This window comes from Pseudomonas sp. SED1 (assembly GCF_034044025.1).
Lineage (GTDB): Bacteria > Pseudomonadota > Gammaproteobacteria > Pseudomonadales > Pseudomonadaceae > Aquipseudomonas.
Genome location: NZ_JAXCIS010000236.1, coordinates 13471 through 38438 on the forward strand (window position 1 = coordinate 13471; position 24968 = coordinate 38438).

Sequence of the window (24968 nt, forward strand, 5' to 3'; positions counted from 1 at the left end):
CACTAAAAAATTTGCACTAGCATATGAGTACTCCCGCCCAGAAATCCGCTTTCAACACCCGCCTGAAATCCGCCTTACCCCCTGCAAATAACGTGGCGAATGTTAAAATTTGTCACGTTTTGGCGTATTCAATTCGATTAACATCTAAACGCCTGCAGCGATTGAATTGACGGCCTCGCATGCCGGAAAAGGGAGCAACGTGATGCATTTTTCCAACGTCCTCGCTATTGCACGGACCCCATCGAAATCCGAGGACTTCAGCGAGCTTATAGTTCGTACTGTACCGAAAAATCTAAAAGTCGATACACGCTCCTACGGCCAACTAATTGGTCCCTATGAAAGCCATGGACATTACCGTGCCATCATCATAGAGATCGACACCCCCTCTGCCAGCACCCAAACGCTGGACATCATTAAAAAAACCAGATCCGAAAATCCTGGCAGCACGATTTTCCTGGTTGTCACCTTCGCCACTACATTAAGCAAAACCAAATATTATCTCGCGGGGGCCGATTACTGCATAAAGGTGGTCGAGAGCTCGCCCGAGAAAAAACTCGCCCTGTTTGCCGCGTTTCTCAGCGAGACGTACTGGCTAAGTAATACTGATTTGCTACTGGACCAAGACCGCATGTGCATCTACGGAGGAGGCAAGAAGCTCGAAGTCTCCTTCGTTGAAATGAAAGTGCTTGAAGCGCTGATTCATAACCGGTTGCTCAGCCACGATGAAATTGCCGTGGTGATGGGACTTAACGCGCGTTTTTATGATTCCAGGGCGCTCGAAAAATCAATTAGCCGTTTGCGCGGCAAAATCAAGTCGCACTATGGAAGTAATATTATTCAAAGTATCCGGGGTTACGGCTACAAACTAAGCAGAGGGCTGGCTTCGGTTAATCATATTCAACCCGTCAGGGAGCGGCCGAACCGTGAATAGCGGAACTCAATTGCTTGCAGAGTCAGTCGACTTTACATTTTCACGACAAGCGATACTTGAACGAAGTTGTACGCTATGGGGTAGTGAGATCCGGGTTCATACCGAGCATGCTCTACGCAGCCTGCCCGCTGATTCGTGTCCCTTTTACTCTGAACAACTTAAAGACGCCTACAGTGAAGCACTGCGATACACCCAGCCCAATTCGTTCGTTCAAAAAGGAAAACGTTTGCGTGTGGATAAAGGCCCGGGCCTCCACAAGTTTTTCCGAATAGAGCAGTCATTATTGATGAATGAGGACCTGCTCACCGAAATTATCAGCACGTCAAACGCGCTGGAAAAACACAAACAACAACTCATTGTCAGTGTTGAAAACACACTCGACACTCTGCCAGGCCCGGTGGAGCGCCGGAACATGATCCGCCAGCTCTATAGCCTGAAAGACCGAAGCAGCCTGAAACTTGCCTATAACAATTACACATTAGATACAAAAAACACCGACCTGCTGATCGACTTGAGTCTTTATGACTATATAAAAATGCCCTTTCCAGACTCGGCCCTCAGGCTCAGTCTGAACACGCGTTCGGGCCTGTTCGACCGGCTTTACGACCAGATGCTGGGGGTGATGAGCACCACCCGGGTCTCGTTTATCGCCGACAACGTCGAGCACGCCGACAGCGCACTTCTCGCCAGACGCTTGCCTTTTGACTATTTTCAGGGCCCCTACTTTTCCCCTGCTGATAGTTTATGACCCCCCGTACTTTCCTGGAATCGGTGAATGCCATGAGTTCTCTCAAGAAACACACATTTACATCGACATACCCGTCAATCGCACTGCACGATTTCACGCCGAATGTGGCATTTTTACATTACGACGTCGACAGCGGGCCATTGATCGAAACTGCAGAAAAAACACTGGACACTTCGACCAGCGCCTATGCCGTTAACAGCGAGCAAAATTTCAATCTCTGGCTCAGCAACTATGTGGCCGCCAAAAGACTCTACGAGGCCAATAACCGACTGACCCGAAAACTTTACGACGCCTCGAAAAACCCGAAAATCACCGCACTAAAATCAGATATTCCGCACCCGAACTTTAATAACACCACGGCGGAAACTGGTAATGCAACACCCGCCTTGCGCACCCCCGATGTCTGGCTACTTACCCAGCAAGACCGGGCGCTGGTCAAAGGCGGGCTGCGCATTTCGTTGACCACTATTGAGTCGGCGCTGATTAAAAAGATGCTGCACCATGAGGAGCGTGTGGTGAGCAAGGAAGAACTTATTCGCAACATCGGGCGCGAACCCGACCTGTATCGCGGGCTTGAAATGTGCCTTAGCCGCCTGCAGGACAAGTTCAAACGCGTCAACGATGGCGAGCGCCTGTTCCGGGCGGTGCGCAATCGCGGTTATTGCCTCACACAAAAAATAAAAAGTCCGTTGAGCAATCGCAATAACGTCGTCGAACAATAATTATTTCATAAAAATTACAATTCACCCTGCCTATTAAAAACCTCGTTATATCTGCCATTTTATAACAACAAGACCGCGTTATAAGTCGTCAGCCATTGCTCCCTGCCATTCATTACTATCAATACGCACGCCTACGCGTGCGCCTGCCATTTGATAGTCATTAAAACCACGCCTCGCTTTAACCTGCCAGCACGTGAGTGGATACCACAGGGAGCAGAAGTATGCTTAATAACAGAAGGATGCACCGTAATCTTACACCCAAGGGCCTTACCTTTTGGGGGCAGTGGGCTATTGCCTTGAGTGTGGTCGTTGTACTTTTGTTTTCACTGGCACTGTTCAAGACCGGACAATTGGAATCCCACTACCGGATATTGGCGGCCATTACAATACTGGCATCTATCCCCGCTTACATGTTATGTGACGTCTATAGCAAAAAAGATGATTTTTTTGTTGGGCTGGGACGGTTATTTACCGGCTGGTTATTAACCTTGGGCATATTATCGGCGGTTGGCATTGCCTGTAATGCCAGCTCGCTGTTTCCCTTGGAGATCCTGCTACTCTGGGCAGCTGTCAGCTATCCGATACTAGCACTTTGCTACATTCCGATTCACAGTCTGTCCAGGTACTACCATCGGCAACTTCACGAGCGCCAGAAATCGCTGATTATTGGTACAGGTAAACTAGCAACCGACTTGGCCAACACTCTCGCCAAGCAAAAACGCTCACCCTTAGTCGGCCTCGTCGGTCCCGGCACCGCTTCACCTCAGGACAGCACTCAACCGCAGATTCTCGGCGACTTGCCCGACCTTCCCTCGTTGATCCGAAAGCACGGAATACGCCGCCTGTACATCACTCACTCGCTTCAGGAAGCGACGCACATCGAGGCGCTGTACCTCAACCTGCTGGAGATCAGCGTGGACGTGATTTGGGTGCCCGACCTCAACAACATGCTGCTGCTCAATCACAGCGTGGCCGAGGTGGATGGCTTGCCCGCGATCTTCCTCAATGAGAGCCCGTTGACCAGTCGCCCCACGGCGGCGCTGAGCAAGTCGCTGCTCGACAAAAGCCTGGCGCTGTTGGCGATTGTGGTGCTCAGCCCGTTGTTGTTGCTGTTCGCCCTGCTGATCAAGCTGACCTCCCCCGGCCCGGTGATTTTCAAGCAGGACCGTCACGGTTGGAATGGCGAGGTGATCAAGGTCTGGAAGTTTCGCTCGATGCGCGTGCATGACGATCAGGAAGTGCGCCAGGCCAGCCGCAACGACTCACGCATAACCCCCGTAGGTCGCTTTATCCGCCGTACCTCCATCGACGAATTGCCGCAGCTGTTCAACGTGCTGCAAGGGCACATGGCACTGGTGGGACCACGCCCCCATGCGGTGGCCCACAATGACTATTACTCGGGCAAGATTCGCGCGTACATGGCGCGGCATCGCATCAAGCCCGGCATCACCGGCCTGGCGCAAGTCAACGGCTGCCGGGGCGAAACCGAGACCCTGGAGAAGATGCAGCAACGCGTCGATATCGACCTGCGTTACATCAACAACTGGTCGCTGTGGCTGGACATCAAGATCCTGTTCAAGACGCCGTTTACCCTCCTCTCCAAAGACATCTACTGACCCTCCCTTCCCCGCACCGCCCTACCGGCGGCGCGGGGCACCACACGCCCTTAGGGGCGTTGTCCTCACCGCCCCCTCATCATCCCCGCCCGGCGCAAAGCTAACGCCCACAGCAACGCCTGGGCATCCAGGCCTAAGCCAGTCGTATTGAAATCAGAGAGGAATATCGGGGAAGTGTCGCGCGCCGGCATTGCACCTGGCGCTTTACTGTTGCGGCTTGCTCACCGCCCGGCGCATTGAGCACCGGGCCGTGAGTTACCTTGTCGGCAGACGCCGCTACATCACTCAGTGATCTTCTCGAAGTTGTTGTAGAACAGCTCGCTGTCACGCCCGTCGGTCATGGTCTGCAGTGAGTACCCGCGGTTCAGGCGTGCGCCGCCATCCCGGGTCAGGGGTGCCCATACGACGTTGGCGCGACGCATGGTCGAGGTGCTCATCAGCTCGTCGAACGGGACGGAAATGTAGATGCCCTTGTCGAAGCTGCCCTCGCCGTATTCTTCCTTCGAAGCCGTGGTCAGCGTAACCCAGCCACCAAACTTCACGCCGTTCTTGAACTGCCGGGAGATGTCGACAGTGGTGCCCCAGTCCCGTGCCAGGTAACGCCCCACACTGACGGCGGCCAAGGTGTCATACGGCAGCTGCGTGTAGCTGGTGACATGCCCGGTGATGGTCTGGTAATCCCGCAGGCCGAAGCCCTGATTGAAATCACGCTGGCGCACGAAGTTCAGGTCCGCACCCACCGACCAGTGTTTGCCCGCCGGCCGGAACAGCATCTCGCCGCCCACCCCGGCGTACATCGACTCCAGGTAACCGCCGTAGACCATGCCATACAGGTCGCGATCCAGCCGCGCCGCATGGTTGAACTGGAACGTCGGCATCGTCACATCGGACGTCGTCATGTACTGGCGCAGGTCGGTGCGCACCCGCGGCAATCCGCTTGGCGCGTCGTAGCTGAACTTGTCGTAGTTGTTCAGCAGGTTGGCGCTGAGCAAGCCGCTCCACCAGGTGTTGCGGGTAAAACGGTACTCCGCGTCGGCGTCGGCGGTGAACTGATAGAGCAACCCGTCGGGGCCGCCGATGTTCTGTTTATAACCCAGGCCGAGCCCGTAGCTGAACGGCTGACGTTGACCGGTGTAGAGCGTGGTTTCCCGGTGGGCAATCGCCGGGTTGACCTCGGTGGTACGGTGCAGGTCCTTCAACGGCTGATCGTTGTTGACCACCGCGCGGAACGTGTCGCGAGGCACGCTGGTTTCTTCGATGGGCATGTCATAGCGCTTATTCACCAGGGTGAACCAATCGATATCCTGATTGACGCTGTTGTCGAGAATCCGGCTGGCGCGCCCCACGGCCTTGGCTGAATAGAAGTAGCGTTGTTGCTCGCCATACACCATCAGCTCGGAACCGCGCTGGGCAATACGTTCCACTTTGTAGCCGGCATTCTGCTGTAAACGATCGGATACATTGGCCCAGTTAACCTGGTCAGCCGGGGTCGTCGGCATGCGCGTCGGCAACGGTTCGGCGGGAGGGTCGTAAGTCTTCACCGGCGCCTTGCGGCTGACAAAGTTGGTGTGCAGGGTGATGCCAAACATCGCGGTATTTCCGCGCTCCCAGGCCGCGCTCAGATCGACGCTGTCGGCCAGCTTGTAGACCACGCCGATATTCACCGGCGAGTCCTGCTTGATCGGGTTGTCCAACGGCTCGTGCTTGTAGTCGTTGCCTTCGTATTCGAGTTTCAGGCTCAGGGGTTCCCAGGGCGTTTGATAGGCAATCCCGCCAAACAACGAAGGACGCCCCCTGAAGTAGGCATTGGAGTTCACATCCCCTGCCCTGGCGACGACCGCAGTGCTCTTTGGCCGGTCGTTGAACTTGCTGCCGAACACCGACAGCGGGTTGCCGAAATCGCCCCGATTACCCAGGTAGCCCCAGGCAATACCAAGGCTGAAATCCAGGTTGCCATAACGCTTGTTGGCGACAAAATATTCGCTGGAAAACAAGCCTGTACCACCAATGTCCCGGGCGCCGAAGGCCAGTTGGGGCGCCCAGTGGCTTTCCTCCCAGAGCCGCGCCTTGAAGTCGATGGCCTTGTCTTTGAAGCTCTGGCTTCCGCTCAACGCCTCGGCGCCGTACTTGCGGTTGCTGATGGCGGTGTAACGAAACGAGCCCTCCAGCCAGTCGAACGGCTGCAAGGAAAAACTGTAGCGCGAGTAGGGATCGGTGCGGTTGGCGTTGGCGCTCAACTCACCCACCGGCGCCATGCGTGCGGTGGGGGTCTGGAGCAGGCCCACGCCGCCAAAATCATTTTGGGTGTAGCGGGGTTCTCCGTGAACCAGTCCGCAGGGCAAAAGCAATACAGCAGCAAAACGCAAATTCAAGGGCTCACCTCAGCCAACGGTTGAGTGGCAAAAAACTCGGCCAGTTGTTGGTTGAGATCAGGGGTCGGCGTCTCAAGGTCATCGCTGCGCACCGGCACCAGGATCCGGCTGCCGGGCGCGGCCACGACGCCCTCCTCCCGATTCCAGGCCGCCACGCCCACCCGTCGCACCTGGCCGTCGGGCTGGATCAGCCACAGGTCATCGCGCTCGGCGTCGCCGAGGACGGTGCAGTCGCGAACATAATCCCGGACCTCCTGCATGGCGCGGTACGGCACATCACAGGGCTGCGCAACGGCCCCGAGCACCTCCACGGTGGACGGTCTTTCGGGGTAAACAAGTTGGTCACCGTCATCGAGCAACGCGTTGCGCGCGAACCCTGCCTCCACGGCGATCGGGTCCAGCAGCGCCACCTGGCGGCCGGTGACCGGCAACTGCTCGACCTGCCGGTACAGACGCGCACTCAAGTCCGCAAGCGAGCGCCGGTCATCCAGCAAGGCTCCCCGTTGCAGCAGTTTCAAATCGAACAAAACCCCTGCCTTCAAACGCGCCTGCTGATCCATCAACGACTGGTGCAACCACGCGGCGCCCAACCAGTAGCTTTCGGCATTCGGTTGCGCCACGCGAATAAGGTCCTGCAAGCGCGCCCCTGGTTTTACGTCGTAGGTGCCGGGGCTGCGTACATCGCCACTGACCGTGACAGCTGCCTGGCCGGCGCCGGGGCCGATCAACAACAGGCCCAGCCATAAAAGATTCAAATGCTTCACCGGGCAACCTCCCGATCGGGACGCAACTGCACGATTTTCAGGGACAACCGGGGCGTCAGATGCTGCTCGCTGCGCAGGATGAAACCATCCTGCGGGTCGACCCAATAATGGTTGGTGGCGTGGAAATTCAAGGTGGGAACATCCACCTGCTCGTCGATGCGCAGCAAGGCATGATCCTTGTCCAGAATGCGGAGGGTCTCGATGGCGTGGGTGCTGAAACGGCTGTTGACCGCGACCCCGATTCGGTTGCCGTCGTAGACGTCGATCCAGCGTGTGCTGGTGTAGCCATCGGGCAGATGCTGGAGGCCGCGCTTGAACGGTGATTCGCCACTGAAGCGAGTGCCGTCCAGGGAAACCCCCAGCCCGACCGTGCGTACCACCAGGCCGTCACGCATCATCACCACTTGCTTGCCGGAAGCGACCCAGAATTCCAGGTCGCCCCGGCGCCGTGCCATGGCCATCACCCCCTCGCTGACGGCAGTGGTGACCAGGATCTGCGGGTACGGCACGGCGTCGACCTGGGCGCGGGTCACGTTGATCGGGGCCGGGCCGCTGACGGAGGATTCGAGGGTGTACCAGGACGCCCTCATCAACGGGTTACACCCGCTCAACAAGAGCGCCATCGACAGACAGGCGCAAGTAGGCAAAATTTTCACGGAGGGCTTGAGCCTTATCTGCTGTTGGCTTCGCTGAGGTCATTAAACGATCGGGCACCGAGCCCGATGGCACTGGCGGTCGGCAGCAACTGGCTGATCAGGCGGTTCCAGCGCGTCACGCCGGCCGGCCCGACGTACACGATGTCTTGGGGCTGCAAGTCGAACCGAGTGGCCAGCACCAACGAGGACGGTGATTGGGCATCGAGCTGGAACACCTTGGCCGGCTCGGCTTCCAGGTTGTCTACGCCGCGAATCACGTAGACCGCATTGCCATTCGAGGTGGTCTGGTTCAAGCCACCCACCGTGCCGAGGGCATCGGTCAGGTTGATCGACTTGCCCTTGAAACTCAGGGCTCGGGGCTGATTGACTTCGCCCATGAGGTAGACCCGTTTTTGGTCGTTATAAGGCAAATACAACCGGTCGCCGCCCTTGAGGTAGATGCCTTGCAGTTGCGAGCCCTGGCGATTCAGGCTGTCCAGGTCCAACGTGTATTCACGGCCGTCGCGGGTGAGTGTCAGGCCCGACAGGTCGGCATTCGTCGGGTCGATACCGGCGGCGCCAATGGCTTCGACGGCACTCAATGGCGTGGTAGTGATCGGCTGTTGGCCGGCTTTGATCACCGCACCGGTCACCACCACGGTCTGGCTGGCAAAACGCAGGACGCTGACGTCGACCTGAGGGCTTTCAATAAACTGCGACAAGCGCCCGGCGATGAACGCACGCAACTCTTCGATGGTTTTACCGGCCACCGGAACGTTGCCGATATACGGATAAAACAGCGTGCCGTCGGGGCGAACCAAGCGACCGTTGGCGTCGATCTGCTGTTGCGGCCCGGACGGTGCCGTCAACTCGGGGTGATCCCAGACCGTGATAAACAACAGGTCGTTGGCGCCTACCCGATAGCCACCCGGAACATACGCCAGCAACTCAGAAGGTACCGATTCACGAACGTGCGTGGCGGCATCCATGGCAATCAACTTGGGCGTGATCGGAATCAACTCCACCCGGGTACTTTCGGGAGAACCTTCACTGGACATTTGACTGGTGTCCATGTGTTGACCAGGCGAAAACATGCAGCCGTGCAAGCTGATACTTGCCAGCAAAAGAACAGGTAACCTAGAAATCATAATGGCACTACGCTAGTCGAGGACGAGTCTAAAAAAGATCACCCAGAAAGTTCTGAGTGATCTTGTACAACAGGGTTTACGAGGGATTAGTTGGTACCGGTAGTACCGCCTGTGCCGGTTGTACCGCCGGTGCCGGCAGTACCGCCGTTGGAACTGCCGCCCGAGTTGGAAGCGGCTGCCGCAGCACCGACAACCGCCGTGCCGACCCCAACCCCTTCACCGAGCGTCACGCCGCCCACGAGCGGGGTGCTCAACGACAGGGACTCACCTGCGCCAGCGGCCTCGCTCACAGCAGCGCCGGCGACTTCACCCGCCGCCATTGCCGCAGTACTTGTGAAAGCCAGCAAGCCGGCCAACAGTAATTTCCTCATATCAGACTCCTTCTCGATATTTACCCCTTATCAAGACTTTGCAATAAGGGAGTAGTGATGGAACGGAGATAAACAGGCCATGAAAACTGCACAAAGATCCAGTGGGATCACGCACTTAGCCTCCTCGAAATCATCTCACTTGTGGGTAGCTCAAACCACCCATGTTAATAATCGTCAGGTTTAAACAACTGGCCTTACCGACAAGCCGCGACCAATACCGTAATAGTCGAAACCATTGGCTTTCATACGCTGCGGATCAAATATATTGCGGCCATCAAAGATCACTGGCGTGCTCAGTTTTTCTTTAATCAAGTCCAGGTCCGGGGCTTTGAACTCGCGCCACTCCGTCACAATCACCAACGCATCGGCACCTTGCAGCGCGGCCTCCTTGGTCCCCATGAGCAGCAGGTCTTCGTTCATCCCGTAAATGCGCTGGGTCTCGGCCATTGCTTCCGGGTCGAAGGCTTGAACCCTGGCGCCCACGCTGCGCAATTGTTCGATCAGCACGCGGCTGGAGGCTTCGCGCATGTCGTCGGTATTGGGTTTGAAGGCCAGGCCCCAGATCGCAAAGGTCTTGCCTTCCAGTTGGCCGCCGAAGTGATGGTGGATATGCCCGAACAGGTGCTGCTTCTGGCGCTTGTTGACCTCCTCGACGGCCGACAGAAGCGTTGCCTGATAGCCGATCGACGACGCAGTACGCTCCAGGGCCTGTACGTCTTTCGGGAAGCACGAGCCGCCATAACCGCAGCCGGGGTAGATAAAGTCGTAGCCAATCCGTGGGTCAGAGCCAATGCCTTTACGAACGGCCTCAATGTCTGCGCCCAATCGTTCGGCGAAATTGGCCATTTCATTCATGAAGGAAATCTTGGTGGCCAGCAGGCAGTTGGCCGCGTACTTGGTCAGCTCGGCACTGCGGATGTCCATCGTGATGATTTTTTCGTGGTTGCGGTTGAAGGGTTCATACAGTTCCCGCATGCGGTCCACGGCGTAGCTGCTGTCACTGCCGATGATGATTCGGTCGGGGCGAGTACAGTCGGCGACTGCCGAACCTTCCTTCAGGAACTCGGGGTTCGAGATGACGTGAAATTCCACCTCAAGCCCCCGGGACGCCAACGCCTCGGACACCTTCGCCCGGACTTTATCCGCCGTCCCCACCGGTACCGTGGACTTGTTCACGATAATCTTCGGCTCGGTCATGTTGAGCGCGATGGTCGCGGCAACGGAGAGCACGTACTTGATGTCGGCGCTGCCATCGTCATCCGGCGGCGTGCCCACGGCGATGAATTGCACCTCACCGTGACGCACGCCTTGCGCGGCGTCGGTGGTGAAATGCAAGCGGCCGGCATCATGGTTCTTTTGCACGAGGGCACTCAGCCCGGGCTCATAGATCGGAATAATCCCGCTCTTGAGGTTCTCGACTTTGGTGGCGTCAATGTCGACGCAGCAGACTTCATGCCCCGCATCAGCCAGCACCGCCGCTTGCACCAGGCCCACATAGCCGATTCCAAATACAGTTACGTTCATTTCAATATTCCTTTAAACAAGCTCGAGGCGGCCATAGCGGTCTTCAAAGCGGATGATGTCGTCTTCGCCCAGGTAGGAGCCGGACTGGACTTCAATCAGCTCCAGCGGGATGCGTCCCGGGTTTTCCAGGGAGTGCACGACGCCAATGGGGATGTAGGTGGATTGGTTCTCGGTGAGCAGCACCTGCTTGTCGGCGATTTGCACATTCGCCGTGCCGGACACCACGATCCAGTGCTCGGCCCGATGGTGGTGGAGCTGCACCGACAGCTTGTGCCCCGGCTTGACCGTGATCCGCTTCACCTGGTAGCGATAACCCTGGTCCACCGAGTCATATTTGCCCCACGGCCGATAGACTTCGCGGTGACTGGCGCTCTCGATCCGGTGGTTTTTTGTGAGCTGGGTGACGATTTTCTTGACGTCTTGCGCATGGTCCTTGGTGGTTACCAGGATCGCGTCGGCCGTCTCGACCACCACCACATCGTTGATCCCCGCCACGGTGACCAGGCGGTGGCTGGCGTGCACATAACTGTTGGTCACGTCTTGCAGCAGCACATCGCCCTGGGTGCAGTTCTGGTTCTGGTCCTTGAGGCCCGCTTCCCACACGGAATCCCAGGCACCCAGGTCGCTCCATGGAGAGTTGAGGATGACCACCGACGCGATGTCGGTTTTTTCCATCACCGCATAGTCAATCGACACGTTGGGCGCGTTCACGAAATCCACCTGGTTGAGCCGGGTGAAATCCTGGTCGTAGGCCGCATTGGAGAGGGACAGCTCTGCGGCTACCATGATCTCCGGGCTCAAGCGCTCGAGCTCAGCCTTCATCACGGAAGCGCGGAACATGAACATGCCGCTGTTCCAGAAGTAGTTGCCTTGGGCCAGGTAGCTTTGTGCGGTCTCAAGGTCGGGCTTTTCGACAAAGGCCTCGACATGTGCGGCGCCGTCGAGCGCAGCGGTTTGAGTACGGATGTAGCCGTAGCCGGTCTCGGGCTTGGTGGGTACCACTCCGAAGGTGACGATCTTGCCCTTGTTGACCTCCACCGTGGCCAGCGTCAAGGCCGCATTGAAGGCGCTGGTATTGCCGATCACATGGTCTGCCGCCAACACCAGCAGGATCGGGTCATCGCCGTCTTGCAGGGCTGACAGTGTCGCGGCGGCGATCGCCGGGGCGGTATTCCGGGCGGTGGGTTCCAGGAGGATTTTCTGCGGTATCAAGTCCAGCGATCGACTTTGCTCGGCCACGATGAAACGGTGTTCTTCGTTGCACACAATGATCGGAGGGCTGACGTTCTCGCCCTCTATCGACAGGTTCTTAATGCGGTCCAACGTGGCTTGAAACAAACTCAAGTCACCGTGCAGCGCTATAAACTGCTTTGGCTTAAGCGCTCTAGAAAGCGGCCACAGGCGCGTGCCTGAGCCGCCAGACAATATCACTGGGATCATAGCGATTACTCGATGATTAAACGTAATTGGAGCGTGTCGACCAACAGCCGAAACTTAGGACGTGAATGACTTCACATAACTAATCAAGCGGTTTCTTTCGGTAAAGTCCAATGGACTTTCCGAACTGCTGTAGTTAAGTGCCGAATCAATCGCCGAAAAGAAGCCGTCTTTATCGTGGGCAATAAACACCGACGGAAGGTCTGAAAAGTTCTCGGCGGTGTCGAACTGATGATTATTGATATGTTCACCTCGCCGACTGTCGCGTGGGACGATAACGATGGGTTTTCCCAACTCAAGGGAGCGAATGATATTGCCCATGCCCGCATGGGAAACGATCACTTTCGACGCATTGAAGTTCTTGGAAAACAGCGGCTCGGCGATGGTCTTGTACGCCGTGATACGGCCCAGGTCATTTTCGTTATTGCCCACTTGGGCAACAATCGGAACCTGCGGGTTTGCATGACTCCACTCATGCAAGTAGCCGAGCATTCTTTCAAAGGGTGCTTGAGTGCCAACGCTGCAAAATATCATTTATACAATCCTCCCTTTATATTGGGCACGGCTGTTTTGCGAAAGCGAGGGCCACTGGGTCAGCAACTCATCGACAAAATAGACAGCGATGCGGCCGGACAACGAGAGTTTCTTGGGATTGGCGATGCTGTCGATCCACAGGGTCTTTTTTCCCATGAGTTTTCCCGCAACCAATCCCAGCAACCCTGGAGCGGCGCCGGTGGAGATCACGTACTTGGCCTTGCTGCGGTAGACGATCGCAAAGATCTGGCAAAAACCCTTGATGATCTTCATCGGCTCACTGCGATTAAAGTCCGGGACTTGCGCAAAGGCATGGGCTGGATACTGCGAGCCAATGCTGATATCCACGGTGGCGATGGTAACTTTCTGACCGTCGAAGGCCGGCAGCAACTTACTCATTTGCACCCAGTGCCCACCTCCAGAACAAATCAATAAAACATCACTTGATTGACTCATGACGGTTCCCTTCCTGTCAGGTGTAATAGACATCATTAAATAGTGGCGGCAGTTCTTAACTGTTGTGCCTGGCCTTTCCAGCGGGCTATTCGCTTGGTTTTGAGCAAGGCTGATTTCTCTTTATAGATTTCTTGATTGGTGATGAGCTGCGCTACGCCGGCCTTTATGGACAGCGGGTTCATGGTGTCCACGAACACTGCGGCTTCGGAAAACAGCGAGCGCAGTACCGTGGTATTCGAGAGCGCCATCGGCCTGCCGGCGCTGACCGCTTCGTTGGCCACGCTCAACTGCACGTTGTCGCGGGTGGTCAGGCCGAGCACCACATTCGCGTTGCACAGCAGCTGTTCGAACGTCGCTTTGCTGAGGAAGCCGGTCAGCTTGATGTTCGCGGGAAGTGACGCCACGAGCTCTTCGGACAACTTGCCCTGGTGCTTGCCGGTGATCAGAAAGTCGACATCGGGCATTTCCCGGGCGGCGTTGATCACGATCTCTATCGGCTCATCGATATCAAAGGAGCACGGAAACAGCACATAGGGCGTCTCGCGCTCAGTGGCGGGCGCCGCCGGGAAGTCACATGGCAAGTCTTCCAGGATAAAAATATTGGTTTCCTTGACGCCGAGGCTTGCCAACTCTTCTTTGACCTTAAAGTTATGCACGACCACTGCATCGATTCTGTTCAACAGTGAAACGGTGCCCGGAAAGCCTATCCACTGTTTGCGCAACAAGCTGTTGTGGGCATCGGCAATAATCTTCAGGCGCCGGTTAAATATAAATTTGTAGGCCAGTGCTATATGCAATACCGGACTCGGCGGCAACTGCACCCACAGCACTTCCGGCGAACCGGCCAACAGCGTTTTGATGGTTTTAAACGACTTGATCAAGTAGTCCAGTGGCCGTGCCGACTTCTTCTTGAACCGGTTGGGCAGATGCAGAATGTCATACGCCCAATATTGCTTCATGGTATCGGCGCGTCGTTGATAGCCAATCCATGCGATCATTAATGATTTCACGTCAGAATCCTGCATAAATAAGGGTGGGCAAGTAAGGTGCTTACACTGCAAACCAAATCGGAAAGTCGGCGCGGTACAGAATATTTTTATTCCTGTAGCGAAGATGTTTGGCCGGGTTGCCGCCCACAATCGAGTACGCTTCAACGTTGCGCGTGACCACACTACCTGGATAAACCACGGCGCCTTTTCCGATGGTGACGCCTGGCATCACCATCACATTGGGAAAGATCCATGCGTTGTCTTCGATCACTACGGGTTTGCCCACCAGGCAACTCATCGGGTCATCGATATCGTGACCCAAGGTATAAATCCGGGCGTTGTGGGAAATATTGACGTTATCCCCAATCTGGATACCGGCCCTGTTGTCCAGGTAGCAGTCGTAATTGACCGTGCAGTTTTTCCCGATGGAGAAGTTGCCGAAGGTGAAAAAGACCACCTTGCGGTGAACCGTGGTTTTTGCGCCCACCCGGCATCCGGTCAGCCTGAGCAGTGAACGCCTCAGGTTGAAAAACAACGCCAGGCTGAGCAGCGAATTAAACAGCGCAACAGCGGCCTTCTTGATATTCAGTTTCAGGTTTTTCACTTAGTCACCCTGCCCTGATGGATCAGTCACGCGCTGGGAACTCATCACAAAATTCCTGAAGCGGATATTGGTGCTGACCGGCGTGGCGAAAGACGGGTTATTCCCACCAAAGAACGTAGAAAACAGCAGGCCATCAATGGTGATGTCCGGCGTGTCTCTGAACGTCAATCCGGTTTCGGAGTGCACCAGTTTTTTGTCGTACCAGATGGAAATCACACCGTCGGCCTGCCCCGGTGTATTCAACTTCACCAGTTGCTCCAACCTATGCCATTGGCCGACGGTAAAGATCCAGGAACCCAGGCCTACTGCCGTGCCCCAGGTTTTGCTGGTGGGCAAATAGGCATAGATCGCACCGGTGCCCTTCTCTTTCCAGATGTAGCGCGTGGAAAAGCCGTCATGGCCGTTCGGTATTTTCCCGCCGGTATTGCCGGTGCCACCGTAGAGACCCGGGAGCTTGCCGCCTTTTACAAAATTGAAGTTCTCGTCGAACTTTAACTCGTACGTCAGCACCAGGCATTCCCTGCCCGGTTGCGGAAGCGCGGATTTGAATTCGATTCCGCCATAGGGCAAACCCAAGCGCACCATCGAGCCCGGGTCGTACGAGCCGGCGGGAAAATGCACGGCGATGTCCTTGATTTTCTGGCTGTAGGTTTTGTTGGTTAAATTGGCGCGGCCCTTGATGCTGTTCTGCGCCTGAGCACCGTCGAGCACCTGCGACACATCCGGAAGTGACGGATAGATGTTTTTGATGCGTTGCTCGCAGCGGTCGCTTACCTCTGTTGCGCCGCTCGCGGCCACCTGCAGAGAGAACGCCAAAGTGAGTAGCGTCGAGGCTGTCTTTTTCACGTCGGTTGCCCCTGCACTTTATTTTTCATCGACCCATTTCAAAAAGTCGTCGACGGCTTTTTGCGCAATGGAAGATCGCTGGGAGATTTCTTGCTTGAGGTGCTCGGCCATTTGCGCTTTCGATTGGCGGAATTCGCTGATGGTCGTGATGATCACGTCGGGGTCCGGGACGCTGATCAGCTTCGTGCCGTGCGGGAGCATTTCATGGACTTTTTTCAGCTTGTTTTCGATTTCAACGGCGATGGTTGGGAAACCCAGGGAGGCTGGCAACAACACACCATGGGCCCGCGCACTGATGATCACGTCGGACTCAACGATCAGTTTCGCCATGAAGGTTTCAGGCGTATCGCCGGCGGCGTCCCAGCACAACCACTCGAAGGTGTCGTACTTGTCGATCAGGTGCTGGTCACGCTCTTTGTAGAGCGAGACCAGGCGCACCTGCTCGCCACGTTTGGCCAATTCATCAGCGGCCTGGACCATCGCCTTGATGAACTGTTGCCCGTTCGCGTCGTGGGGCCAGTCGCGCAGGATAAAGGACAGGTATTTGCCCTTCTTGAGGCTGCCGATTTCCAGGTCTTTGCTGGAGATCCACAGATCGGAAAGCAGGCTGGGGTCGGTGTACACCTCCACGTCTTTCTTTCCAAAGGTATTGCAATGCTGCTGGCTGGTACCGTCCCGCACGGAAATGTAGTCACAGCGATTGATCACGCTGACGGCACGGGTCAACAGCTTGCCGCCGCCATCAAACGGGCCCAGGCCGATACAGAACGCCGCCAGACGCCGGTGGAAATAGATCCTGTCGACACCGCCACGCAGCCCGACATACAGGCGTAACAGCGTGGACTTCAGGTCGGTTTGAGCCTTGATGCTCTTATAGGCCTTCGCCAGTCGACCGGTGGTGGCGGTGACTTCTTTGGCCGGCGGGATGAACGAGAAGAACTGGCCGCCGCCGCCCAACACCACCAGGTCAGCCTTGACCGGTTCCTTGATATGCAGCCACTTGATGCGCGGGTTGAAGTTCCTGGCGATCTCCGGATGATCGACACCCACCGCAATATCCGATTCTTTAAAGCGCTTTTTCAGAATATTGATCACGCATAGCATTAATACGTCATCACCCAAATTACCAGGACCGTATGCACCCCGGATATAAACTTTACTGACATTCATGCTGGGCTTCCATTTTCCACGGGGTCATTAAACACGGTATTCAAGGCAAACGTCGTTGCAAGAATGTAGATAAATATCGTCGCCATAATCATCAATCGATACAGCACACTTTCAACGTAGGCGCTGGCTATGAAACTGATAAAAGGCAATGTCCACAGGATCAGGATCCTGGGAGAAATAAGCAGTTCCAAAGGCAGTATTTTCTTATAAACAAAATAAGGCAGGCCCAGCAGGAAGTGGATGAACTGCGAACCGATGAATGCCTTGGCAATCCCGATTGCGCCCTGCTCCCTGAGCCATAACGCGCCGGCGATAAACAGCACGCCCCATAGAATGTTACTCATGACGCTGAACCAGGCCAGGTTCATCACGATCATCTTTCTTGAAATGCCCGACTTGAATGCACTGAGCAAAGATCCGAGGATTACCAGCACCAACGTGACTTCAAAATCCCGCCCGAGGAAACTGCTGCCATAGAGTTTTGCCAGCAACTCGGGAAACATGATCACCGGCTGTATGATCACCAGCACCACTAACCAGCCTGACAGAAAGTTCAAGGCGTCCAGCTTGCGGTTTTTACCGCCCAGCGCTGCAGCCAGCATCGGAACCAGTACGGAGCCTAATACTACAGAGACATGTGAAAAGATCGCGTTCCATTGCATGGCGGCGGCGTACATGCCCAACGCCGCAAGGCCGTTAGTTGTTTCTGCCAACAACTTGTTGGCGAACCAGTTCATTGGGGCGACCATCAAGCCCGTCAGCAATACCGGCAGGCCCACCGACAGCACGGCATGCTTTTCAGTCATCGCACCTGTGAAGCTCAGCGTGGTGTTCCGGGCCTTGAGTATTTTCCAGCAGGCCAGTGCGCTGAAGAACACGATCAGCAATTGGGAACCGGCCAACCCCAACAGCGCGCCGTTGAGTCTGAACTTGACCGTGAGGAAGTACGTCGCCGGGATCGCGACAATCGCGATGATTCCGTTGATCGTCGCAATCAAGCGGTATTGCCCCCAACCGGTCAGGCAGCCTTGGGTCCACCCCGACAGAATAATGAACGTGATGGTGCCCAATACAATCAGCGACGCCGCGCTCAGGCTGTCTGCACCCAAAATAACGCTGGAGAAGAAGTGCGGGAAAAACAGCGCTGTCCCGATGATCATCGCGCTGAAAAACACCGAAAATGTCAGTGTCAGGGCGATGCCCCGGCCGGTTTTCTCGGGGCTGCTTTCTTTGAACTGCCCGATATGCTTGGCCGTTGCCGTGGTGGTGGCTTGGGCGGCGACGTTGGCCAGCATCACAATCGCACTTTGGATCAGGCCGTATTCACCAAAGGATTGGGCGCCCAATACCCGGGCCACTAATATGCCAGTAATGACCACCGACACCTTGGTCGCGACGGCGGATATAAAGCTCCAGGCCGTACTGGAGACGAATTTTTTCAACACGGTGCTGTTCATCCGGCATTCACCTGTAAGGGCGTGGTTATCAGCGGCAGGCTTGGCTTGAGCCGCTTTTTGCGTTGCCTGGCCGTGTGTTCCGCACAGACGCGCAGGACAATTGAGCCATAAGCGATACCGATGGCGTACGGCTGATAAGGCGTGGCCGACACAACGAACATCACGCCCAAAAACACAGCGATCGAGACCGCCACCCGGCTGTTCATGTGCTGGGTAATCGAGGTAATGAACACGTACAACAAGTACAAGCCGATCAGCCCGTACTTCACGAAGTACGTTAAGTAGGCACTGTCGATATTCGAGTTCTTGTCATCGAGGCCACGGTATTCAAACCAGGGAATTTCGAACGGCGTTCCCGCGCCCAACCCGACAAAGTAATGCAGGGGGTTCATGCCCCGGATCAGTTCCAGCGCGGGGCTGAAACGAGTGCCCAGTTGAGCGGCCATGCCTTCAGAAGACAAACCGTCATTGATTCGATCAGCACCGATCATATTGCTGACGCCGATAAACGCCATCAGCACAACAGCCCCGGCCAGGACGACCCCGATCATGCGGGCCGGCTTTATATATTGGTGAATGATGATCGCCGCAAACACCGCAACAAAGATGAACCGCGAGTTGGCGATAAACAGACAGATGAAAGAGGTCGCCAGACAAATTCTTGCGAGCTTTTTTCTCTGTTCAAACAGCCGCGGGTCTATGAAGTAATAAATCAGATAAGCCACGGCGGCGTACGTACCGCCATCCAGGTACCGGTAGGCGTTCTCTTCATAGTAGACATCTTGAAACTTGTACAAGCCCAACCGCAACCAAGCGATATCCAGCACATTGAATGCAGTCATCGCGATCAATAGCAAAAGCACGGTTTGCAGCTTCAGGGTTTTCGCGGCAAGGGTCGCGATGTTCGAGAGCACGATAAACGACAGAATCATTATAAAAGGCCGGACATCCTTCAACAGGTACTTGTTCGAAGACTCCAGCAAGCCGCACGCGAGTAAGACCACATACAGGCCACAGCCAAACAACAGGCCGCCTGGCGCTGTCAGTTGATTCTTCTGCGAAACCACCTGCCTGACCAGCAGTGCACCCAGCCCACCGACGATGTAAAAGTCAAAGAAGTAGATGCCTTTGAGCGAGATTATTTCGCTGTAGGAGTTACCCGTGGGAATAACAGCCAGCATTATCCCAAACACCACAATTGAGTATTTTGGATTTTTCGCCGCGAGCAAACCCGCTGACAGCGCGATAAGGGATAACAGGTAAAACATGGCTGGGTATTCTTTATGCTGATTTGAATTTGGCACGCTACCGCCCCAGGATTTTTCGTTCATTTCCTGAGAACGTGACCTCTATCCTGCAATGACAGTGGTGAATCAGCTCCGATCAGCCTGGTACTCGTACTGGTAATACCCGTAGTTGCCGTAGCCATATTTGGCCGAGGCCTTCTTTTCAACGCCGTTGAAGATCGCGCCCCTGAGCACGATGCCGTTCTGGGCAAACCGGCGAATGGTGTGCTCGATTTCTTTTGCCGGGTTCAAGCCATAGCGCGTGACGATCAGGTTGGTCCCCGACTGCCGTCCCACAATCGCCGCGTCGGTCACGGCCAATAGCGGTGGCGTATCCAGAATCACCAGGTCATAACGTTCGCTGACTTGCGACAACAGTTCGGTCAGGTTGCGATGCATCAGCAACTCCGAAGGATTGGGCGGTATCTGCCCGCGGCTGATGATGTCGAGGTTTTCAATGCCGGTTTTGTGGATCGCGGTTTCAAGGGTGCATTGGTTGGAGAGGATGTCGGAAAGCCCATCCTTGGCCGGCACACCCAGCACTTTGTGCAGGTAGCCACGGCGCATATCCACATCAATCAACAAGACCCGCTGCCCGGTTTGCGCGATGACCGCCGCCAGGTTGACCGAGACGAAGGTCTTGCCCACCTCGGGGCTGGGGCCGGAGATCATGATGCGGTTATTGGGTGCCTCGAGCATCGCGAAGTGCAGGCTGGTGCGCAAACTACGCAAGGCCTCCACCGCCAGGTCCGTGGGGTGACTGATGGCCAGCAATGAAGACACCGCATCGGTACGTCCACGGCTGCGAGTGATTTTGTCTTCTTCAACTTTTTGCAGCGGGCTGTACGGAATCGACGCATACACCGGCAACCCGAGCTGCTCGATGGCTTCCGGGCTTTCCAGGCCACGATTCAGCGCCTTGCGCAGCAACACCAGCGTCACCGCCAGGAAGCCGCCGAGCAGAGTCGCGATCAGCACGATCAGGATCTTTTTCGGCTTGATCGGCTTGAGGTAATTGACGTCTGCGGTGTCTATCAGGCGCACGTTGCCCACGGTCCCCGCACGCATCACATCCAGTTCCTGGGACTTGTTAAGCAGTTGGGTATAGATGGCCGTGCCGACCTCAACATCCCGGGTCAGGCTCAACAGCTCCTGCTGGGTCGAGGGCAGGCTTTCTACCCGGCTCGCCAGGCTTTGCTGCTTGCTGGTCAACTCGCCGATCTGGGTCAGCAACGCGCGATACGCGGGGTGCTGCCGGGTGAACTTGCGGTCCATCTCGGCCTGCTGCAACTTCAGCTCGGAGATGCTGGTGTCGAGCCCCACGATCTGGTCGAGAATCGCCTTGGTTTCAAGGGTGATGTCCACCGACTTGCTGCGGGTCTGGTACTCGTTCAAGGCCTTGCCGGCTTTTTCCAGGTCCTTCTTGACCTCCGGCAGTTGCTCCTTGAGGAACGCCAGGCTTTGCGCCGCCTCAGCCGAGGTGCGCTCCACGTTTTGCCGCACGTAAATGGCCGCGATCTGATTGAGGATCTTGATCGCCTGGTCCGGGTCGGTGCTTTCCAGCGCCAGGCCGATCATGCCCGACTCTTTCCCCCGCTCGACCACGTCCAGGTTCTCCTGGTAGTCGAGGATGCTGGTCAGGCGTGCATTGCGGATCACCCGGAAACGCGTGCCGGGTTTGGCGCGCAGTTCTTCAATCTGGAACGCGACGCCATTTTGCTCGATCAGTTGCCCAGCCTCGCCGGCCGCCAGCACTTGGTCATCTTCATCCACCAGGGTGAAATGATCATTTTCACCCACGGTCAGGGTCAGCTTCTTGCCCAGTTGCCCGTCGGGCAGGTCCAGCTTGAAAATCTTCAGCGACTCGCCGCCCCAGGCGAAACTGTCCAGGCCCAGCAAGGGCTCGGCGATTGCATCGGGGTTAGTCTTCTGGAAGCGGCGCGCGAGGAACTCACCGACCACCGGGAAGTACATCGGCTGTACGACGATATCGAGTTTCAGGTTGTCGACGGTTTTGCCAATCACATACCGCGACTGGATCAATTCGATCTCGGTGGCCGAAGGCGACTCCTTGCCGAGCATGCCGCCGATGTCCGAGAAGCCCAGCAAGTCGTTCTTTTTCGCTTCGACCTGCAACAGGGCACTCGCCTGATAGACCGGGGTCGCCAACACCGCATACGCGGCACCCGTAAGCATAAAGGCGCCGGTAACTGCGGCGATCAACCATTTGTGGTCGATCAGTGTTCCAAACAGACCGAGGAGATCAATCTCCTCGTTATCGTCTTCCCGTACGGTGACTGCTGGCGCTTGCTGCATAAGTCGGATTCTTAGCCTTTATTTCGATTCAAAAAGTCATGGCGATCAGCGTGCGAGACGCTGCGCCCATGCGTTTACGGCTTCTTCGATCAACGCATAAGCGTGCACAAAAGCAGCTTTCCCTTGCCGGTAGGGGTCGCTGATCTCTCGCTCGTTTTGCCATTTCCCCAGCAGCAAGACCTTGCCTCGTGCCTCGGGCGCCATGCTGAGTACGGCGCTGATGTGCTGTCGCTCCATCACCAGGATCAGGTCGGCTTCACTGATCGCCTGCGGCTCCAGCTGGACGGCCTGGTGCTCAATAGCGGGATGACCATGGGCCTCGAGTACCGCACGCGCGGTGGTTTCAATCGGCTTGCCGACCAACGCGGCGATGCCCGCCGAGCTGACCTTGATATCGCAGCGACTCAGTGCGCCACGCAAAAGGCTTTCCGCGGTGGGACTGCGGCAAATATTGCCGATACAGACAATCAACACTTTTTTAAACAAGACACTATTCCCCGGGCCATCCATTACCCCACGAAGCCATAACATCAACTTCGCAACTTCGCGGCAGTATTTATTACCATGGAACCCCCACTTCACCCAAAACTATCTCCGGACGAAAAATAACAATACCCACACCAACCCGACGATTTATAACATTCATGACTTTGCAGTACGCACCGGCTTTAAATTACATGACCGCTGAGTATCGTTTTATATAAACAGAGGAAGTTCCATGAGCGCAAACGCCAACAAAGCCTGGTACCTGGTCCAGTGCAAATCCCGGCAGGACGAGCGCGCCGAGGAACATCTTCAGCGTCAGGGCTACACCTGTTTTCGATCTACCTATAAACGCGAACGGCTGTTGAAGGGCCAGCGCAGGACCACTCGCGAATCGGTGTTTCCCGGTTATCTGTTTATTCAAATGAGCCTGCAGGACAGCTGGAGCTCCCTGCGCTCGACCCGCGGGGTATCGCGGGTCGTGGCATTCGGCGCACATCCGCTGCCTATCAGCGACGCACTGGTGGGCGAGCTGCAGGAGCGAGACCATCAGGGCGTTGTGGCAACCCTGTTGCAGCCAGGCGAAAGCGTGCGCATCAACGAAGGGCCGTTTGCCGAACTTGAGGCCGTCTTCCTGGCCATGGATGGAGAAGAACGCGTGGTATTGCTGATGAACTTCCTGCAACGGGAACAGCGAATCAACTTGCCTTTAGCGGAAATCAGCCGAGTCCAGATGACTTGCTGACAACCTACTTAGTCAGACGAAAAATAACATCCAGCTTATTAGCAGACTAAAAATAACATCCCCTTACTTTTTCGCCTCTTCAGAATACAGTAATACCTGAATAAACAGCGAGGGACGGCCATGAAAAGTTCAAAGCTATTGGTAGAGCGTATCGGCCTGTTTCCTTCTTCGGGAAACATCCACGTCAAGGTTAATAGTTCAACCACCGTTGTAGAACGCATGCAGGTGTTATACGCCAGCAATTCACTGGACAGCGACGAATCCTGTAGCGGGCTTTCAATGGTCTTTGCCGACTGGCGCTTCAAATTGCAGGTGAGCAATCCCCTGTCCATTTGCCTGTGTGTGGAGAGTCGCGGCGACAGCCACCTGATGCAAATGAAGACGGCCGAGTTACTCGCCAACATCTCCTGCACCGAGGAGCGGCCATGAGCATTTATGAGGACCTGAAACGTGCCTACGCCTTGAAAAGGCTGACGGACGCGTTTGAAGGATTTGTGGGCCTGGCGCCCAACGAACAGCTGCCGGCGGAGCAATATGCGCGCAACACCCAGGTGCTGTCCCACTGGCTGGATCGCTTGCGAGACAACTCACCGCAAGCCATCACCGATACGTTGTTCAAGCAAATGAAGCGCGCTCAGCGCCGTGGCGATGCCCGGCGCTTCAATTGCCAGACGGTACTGCTGGAGCTGCTGGTGGAGAGTAACCTGGCCCTGGACCTGGCCACTTACTCGGCGTTCATCGGCATGGAAGAGGCGCGCCAGGAAGGCTCCTGATGGGCCTGATCGGCGCCTGATACGGCTACCGCGACATGGTTGAGCAGTTTCTCGGCGTTGTACTTGGGCACCATCGCACTCAGCAACAGAATCACCATTCCCCCACCGATCAAGGATGGGGAAACCCGCACGTCAACTACCTCAAGTCGCCATAGAAAAGCGATCGCCGCCATCCCACCCAAGAAGCCACCGGCCAGCGCTTCGTTGAGCGGATGAATATAGGGCGCGACGCAAAAAGCGCTGAACCACGCAGTGATCAACAGCCCGCAGATAGCCGCGGGCCAGCGCCAATCGGGGTTGATGCGACGGGCTACCAGGCTTATCGCCACAGGGACCATCAACGAGGTATTCATGGCGTGACCGCTGAGCACGGCGATATCAAGGTGTTGGAGCGAAACGCCCCAGCCCTTGAACAACAACTTGCTGAACGCCACGATGGAATAGGTGCAGGCGATTGTCATCAGCCACCACTTGACCGCCTGGGGCCGGGAGTACCAGAGCCAGACGGCGATCACCACTGCGGCCGGAATCATGACGGTGATACCGCCATATTGCGCCAGTTCTTCCCGTATCAAGTGTTGTTCCTTACGTGCGATTTTTGCTGGTCCCAATGAGACCTTAGACTTGGGTAAAACACAACGACTTCGGGGCTCGGTGGCCCATTTGGATGTGGACCGAGTACATATCCGTTATTTAGGTAACGGCTGCTTATGGTTCCGCTCTTACAGCGGGTCACTTTTGGCAAACGCCCCAAAAGTAACCAAAAAGTCTTTGCCCCACCACTCGGTGCCTCGCCTAGGCTCGGCATGCCCGCACTCCGGCCCAGTTCCGCGGGCCGCCGCGACGGGCCATCCATGGCCCGGCGCGGCTAAATCGGCTTCCCTGCCGATTTACCCGCTCCACCTTGCCTACTTGCGGCCATCGTGGTTGACGGGGCCCGCAGATCAAAATCAAAAGCAGATCAAAAGCAGAGCACAGCGGCCTCCCGGCCGGCTTGAGTGTTAAAAGCAAAAGCGAGATCCAGAGCGAAAGCAGGGCTGC

General features: G+C 56.1%; 25 protein-coding genes. 7 read left to right on the plus strand and 18 right to left on the minus strand.

Annotation, left to right across the window (positions count from 1 at the left end):
- The first annotated feature begins 202 nt into the window (after nucleotides 1-202).
- The 4 genes from SNL23_RS30535 (at nucleotide 203) to SNL23_RS30550 (ending at nucleotide 4017) form a co-directional block, all read left to right on the plus strand.
- Entirely contained in the window at nucleotides 203-931 is a 729-nt protein-coding gene (locus SNL23_RS30535) for a winged helix-turn-helix domain-containing protein (protein WP_076017037.1), read from the plus strand.
- Nucleotides 924-1679 carry an EAL domain-containing protein gene (locus tag SNL23_RS30540; protein WP_076017036.1) on the plus strand — a complete coding sequence of 252 codons (756 nt, stop codon included), beginning with the start codon at nucleotides 924-926 and terminating at the stop codon, nucleotides 1677-1679. Before SNL23_RS30535 ends, SNL23_RS30540 begins: the two co-directional genes overlap by 8 nt.
- Before the next feature lie 32 nt (nucleotides 1680-1711).
- Nucleotides 1712-2401 (plus strand): winged helix-turn-helix domain-containing protein, encoded by a 690-nt coding sequence (locus tag SNL23_RS30545; RefSeq protein ID WP_318304624.1) that lies wholly within the window; start codon nucleotides 1712-1714, stop codon nucleotides 2399-2401.
- 221 nt (nucleotides 2402-2622) lie between these two features.
- Nucleotides 2623-4017 (plus strand): undecaprenyl-phosphate glucose phosphotransferase, encoded by a 1395-nt coding sequence (locus SNL23_RS30550; protein WP_167663189.1) that lies wholly within the window; start codon nucleotides 2623-2625, stop codon nucleotides 4015-4017.
- 281 nt (nucleotides 4018-4298) lie between these two features.
- Here SNL23_RS30550 and SNL23_RS30555 read toward each other — a convergent pair whose 3' ends face one another.
- The 17 genes from SNL23_RS30555 to SNL23_RS30635 all read right to left on the minus strand — a co-directional run bounded on the left by SNL23_RS30555 (nucleotide 4299) and on the right by SNL23_RS30635 (nucleotide 22412).
- The gene (locus SNL23_RS30555) at nucleotides 4299-6389 is read right to left on the minus strand and encodes a YjbH domain-containing protein (protein ID WP_318304625.1); all 2091 of its coding nucleotides are present in this window, start codon (nucleotides 6387-6389) and stop codon (nucleotides 4299-4301) included.
- On the minus strand, nucleotides 6386-7153 hold the full coding sequence (locus SNL23_RS30560) for a capsule biosynthesis GfcC family protein (RefSeq protein ID WP_318304627.1): 768 nt from the start codon (nucleotides 7151-7153) through the stop codon (nucleotides 6386-6388). Before SNL23_RS30560 ends, SNL23_RS30555 begins: the two co-directional genes overlap by 4 nt.
- Nucleotides 7150-7809: a YjbF family lipoprotein gene (locus SNL23_RS30565; RefSeq protein ID WP_318304628.1), complete on the minus strand. Its 660-nt coding sequence runs from the start codon at nucleotides 7807-7809 to the stop codon at nucleotides 7150-7152. Before SNL23_RS30565 ends, SNL23_RS30560 begins: the two co-directional genes overlap by 4 nt.
- A gap of 14 nt (nucleotides 7810-7823) precedes the next feature.
- Nucleotides 7824-8936: a polysaccharide biosynthesis/export family protein gene (locus SNL23_RS30570; protein ID WP_076017031.1), complete on the minus strand. Its 1113-nt coding sequence runs from the start codon at nucleotides 8934-8936 to the stop codon at nucleotides 7824-7826.
- 86 nt (nucleotides 8937-9022) lie between these two features.
- Nucleotides 9023-9307, minus strand: coding sequence for a hypothetical protein (locus SNL23_RS30575; RefSeq protein WP_076017030.1), 285 nt, complete (start codon nucleotides 9305-9307; stop codon nucleotides 9023-9025).
- 180 nt (nucleotides 9308-9487) lie between these two features.
- The gene (locus tag SNL23_RS30580) at nucleotides 9488-10831 is read right to left on the minus strand and encodes a UDP-glucose dehydrogenase family protein (RefSeq protein WP_167663192.1); all 1344 of its coding nucleotides are present in this window, start codon (nucleotides 10829-10831) and stop codon (nucleotides 9488-9490) included.
- 12 nt (nucleotides 10832-10843) lie between these two features.
- Entirely contained in the window at nucleotides 10844-12271 is a 1428-nt protein-coding gene (locus SNL23_RS30585; protein ID WP_318304630.1) for a mannose-1-phosphate guanylyltransferase/mannose-6-phosphate isomerase, read from the minus strand.
- A gap of 54 nt (nucleotides 12272-12325) precedes the next feature.
- Complete coding sequence (locus SNL23_RS30590) at nucleotides 12326-12802, minus strand: glycosyltransferase (RefSeq protein WP_076017027.1); 477 nt, start codon at nucleotides 12800-12802, stop codon at nucleotides 12326-12328.
- The gene (locus SNL23_RS30595) at nucleotides 12803-13258 is read right to left on the minus strand and encodes a polysaccharide biosynthesis protein (RefSeq protein WP_318304631.1); all 456 of its coding nucleotides are present in this window, start codon (nucleotides 13256-13258) and stop codon (nucleotides 12803-12805) included.
- 35 nt (nucleotides 13259-13293) lie between these two features.
- Nucleotides 13294-14256 (minus strand): glycosyltransferase family 1 protein, encoded by a 963-nt coding sequence (locus SNL23_RS30600; RefSeq protein WP_318304638.1) that lies wholly within the window; start codon nucleotides 14254-14256, stop codon nucleotides 13294-13296.
- Between the two features lie 52 nt (nucleotides 14257-14308).
- Nucleotides 14309-14851 (minus strand): acyltransferase, encoded by a 543-nt coding sequence (locus SNL23_RS30605; protein ID WP_076017024.1) that lies wholly within the window; start codon nucleotides 14849-14851, stop codon nucleotides 14309-14311.
- Nucleotides 14852-15697 (minus strand): polysaccharide lyase, encoded by an 846-nt coding sequence (locus SNL23_RS30610; protein ID WP_318304633.1) that lies wholly within the window; start codon nucleotides 15695-15697, stop codon nucleotides 14852-14854. It lies immediately after the preceding gene.
- An 18-nt stretch (nucleotides 15698-15715) separates the two neighbouring features.
- Nucleotides 15716-16867, minus strand: coding sequence for a polysaccharide pyruvyl transferase family protein (locus tag SNL23_RS30615; protein WP_318304634.1), 1152 nt, complete (start codon nucleotides 16865-16867; stop codon nucleotides 15716-15718).
- On the minus strand, nucleotides 16864-18324 hold the full coding sequence (locus tag SNL23_RS30620; protein WP_318304635.1) for an oligosaccharide flippase family protein: 1461 nt from the start codon (nucleotides 18322-18324) through the stop codon (nucleotides 16864-16866). Before SNL23_RS30620 ends, SNL23_RS30615 begins: the two co-directional genes overlap by 4 nt.
- Entirely contained in the window at nucleotides 18321-19592 is a 1272-nt protein-coding gene (locus SNL23_RS30625) for a DUF6369 family protein (protein WP_318304640.1), read from the minus strand. Before SNL23_RS30625 ends, SNL23_RS30620 begins: the two co-directional genes overlap by 4 nt.
- A 105-nt stretch (nucleotides 19593-19697) precedes the next feature.
- Nucleotides 19698-21926, minus strand: a complete 2229-nt coding sequence (locus SNL23_RS30630; RefSeq protein ID WP_318304636.1) for a polysaccharide biosynthesis tyrosine autokinase — start codon at nucleotides 21924-21926, stop codon at nucleotides 19698-19700.
- Between the two features lie 45 nt (nucleotides 21927-21971).
- A complete protein-coding gene (locus SNL23_RS30635) occupies nucleotides 21972-22412 on the minus strand; it encodes a low molecular weight protein-tyrosine-phosphatase (protein ID WP_442969517.1) in 441 nt (146 codons plus the stop codon).
- Between the two features lie 232 nt (nucleotides 22413-22644).
- Between SNL23_RS30635 and rfaH the strand changes: the two genes are divergently transcribed.
- The 3 genes from rfaH (at nucleotide 22645) to SNL23_RS30650 (ending at nucleotide 23927) form a co-directional block, all read left to right on the plus strand.
- Nucleotides 22645-23154 carry a transcription/translation regulatory transformer protein RfaH gene (gene rfaH, locus SNL23_RS30640; RefSeq protein ID WP_167663200.1) on the plus strand — a complete coding sequence of 170 codons (510 nt, stop codon included), beginning with the start codon at nucleotides 22645-22647 and terminating at the stop codon, nucleotides 23152-23154.
- 120 nt (nucleotides 23155-23274) lie between these two features.
- Nucleotides 23275-23583, plus strand: a complete 309-nt coding sequence (locus SNL23_RS30645) for a phosphomannomutase (RefSeq protein WP_256576961.1) — start codon at nucleotides 23275-23277, stop codon at nucleotides 23581-23583.
- The gene (locus SNL23_RS30650; protein WP_076017017.1) at nucleotides 23580-23927 is read left to right on the plus strand and encodes a hypothetical protein; all 348 of its coding nucleotides are present in this window, start codon (nucleotides 23580-23582) and stop codon (nucleotides 23925-23927) included. Before SNL23_RS30645 ends, SNL23_RS30650 begins: the two co-directional genes overlap by 4 nt.
- Here SNL23_RS30650 and SNL23_RS30655 read toward each other — a convergent pair.
- Nucleotides 23879-24502, minus strand: a complete 624-nt coding sequence (locus SNL23_RS30655) for a hypothetical protein (RefSeq protein WP_167663201.1) — start codon at nucleotides 24500-24502, stop codon at nucleotides 23879-23881. The two genes, SNL23_RS30650 and SNL23_RS30655, sit on opposite strands and share 49 nt — an antisense overlap.
- Nucleotides 24503-24968 lie beyond the last annotated feature (466 nt).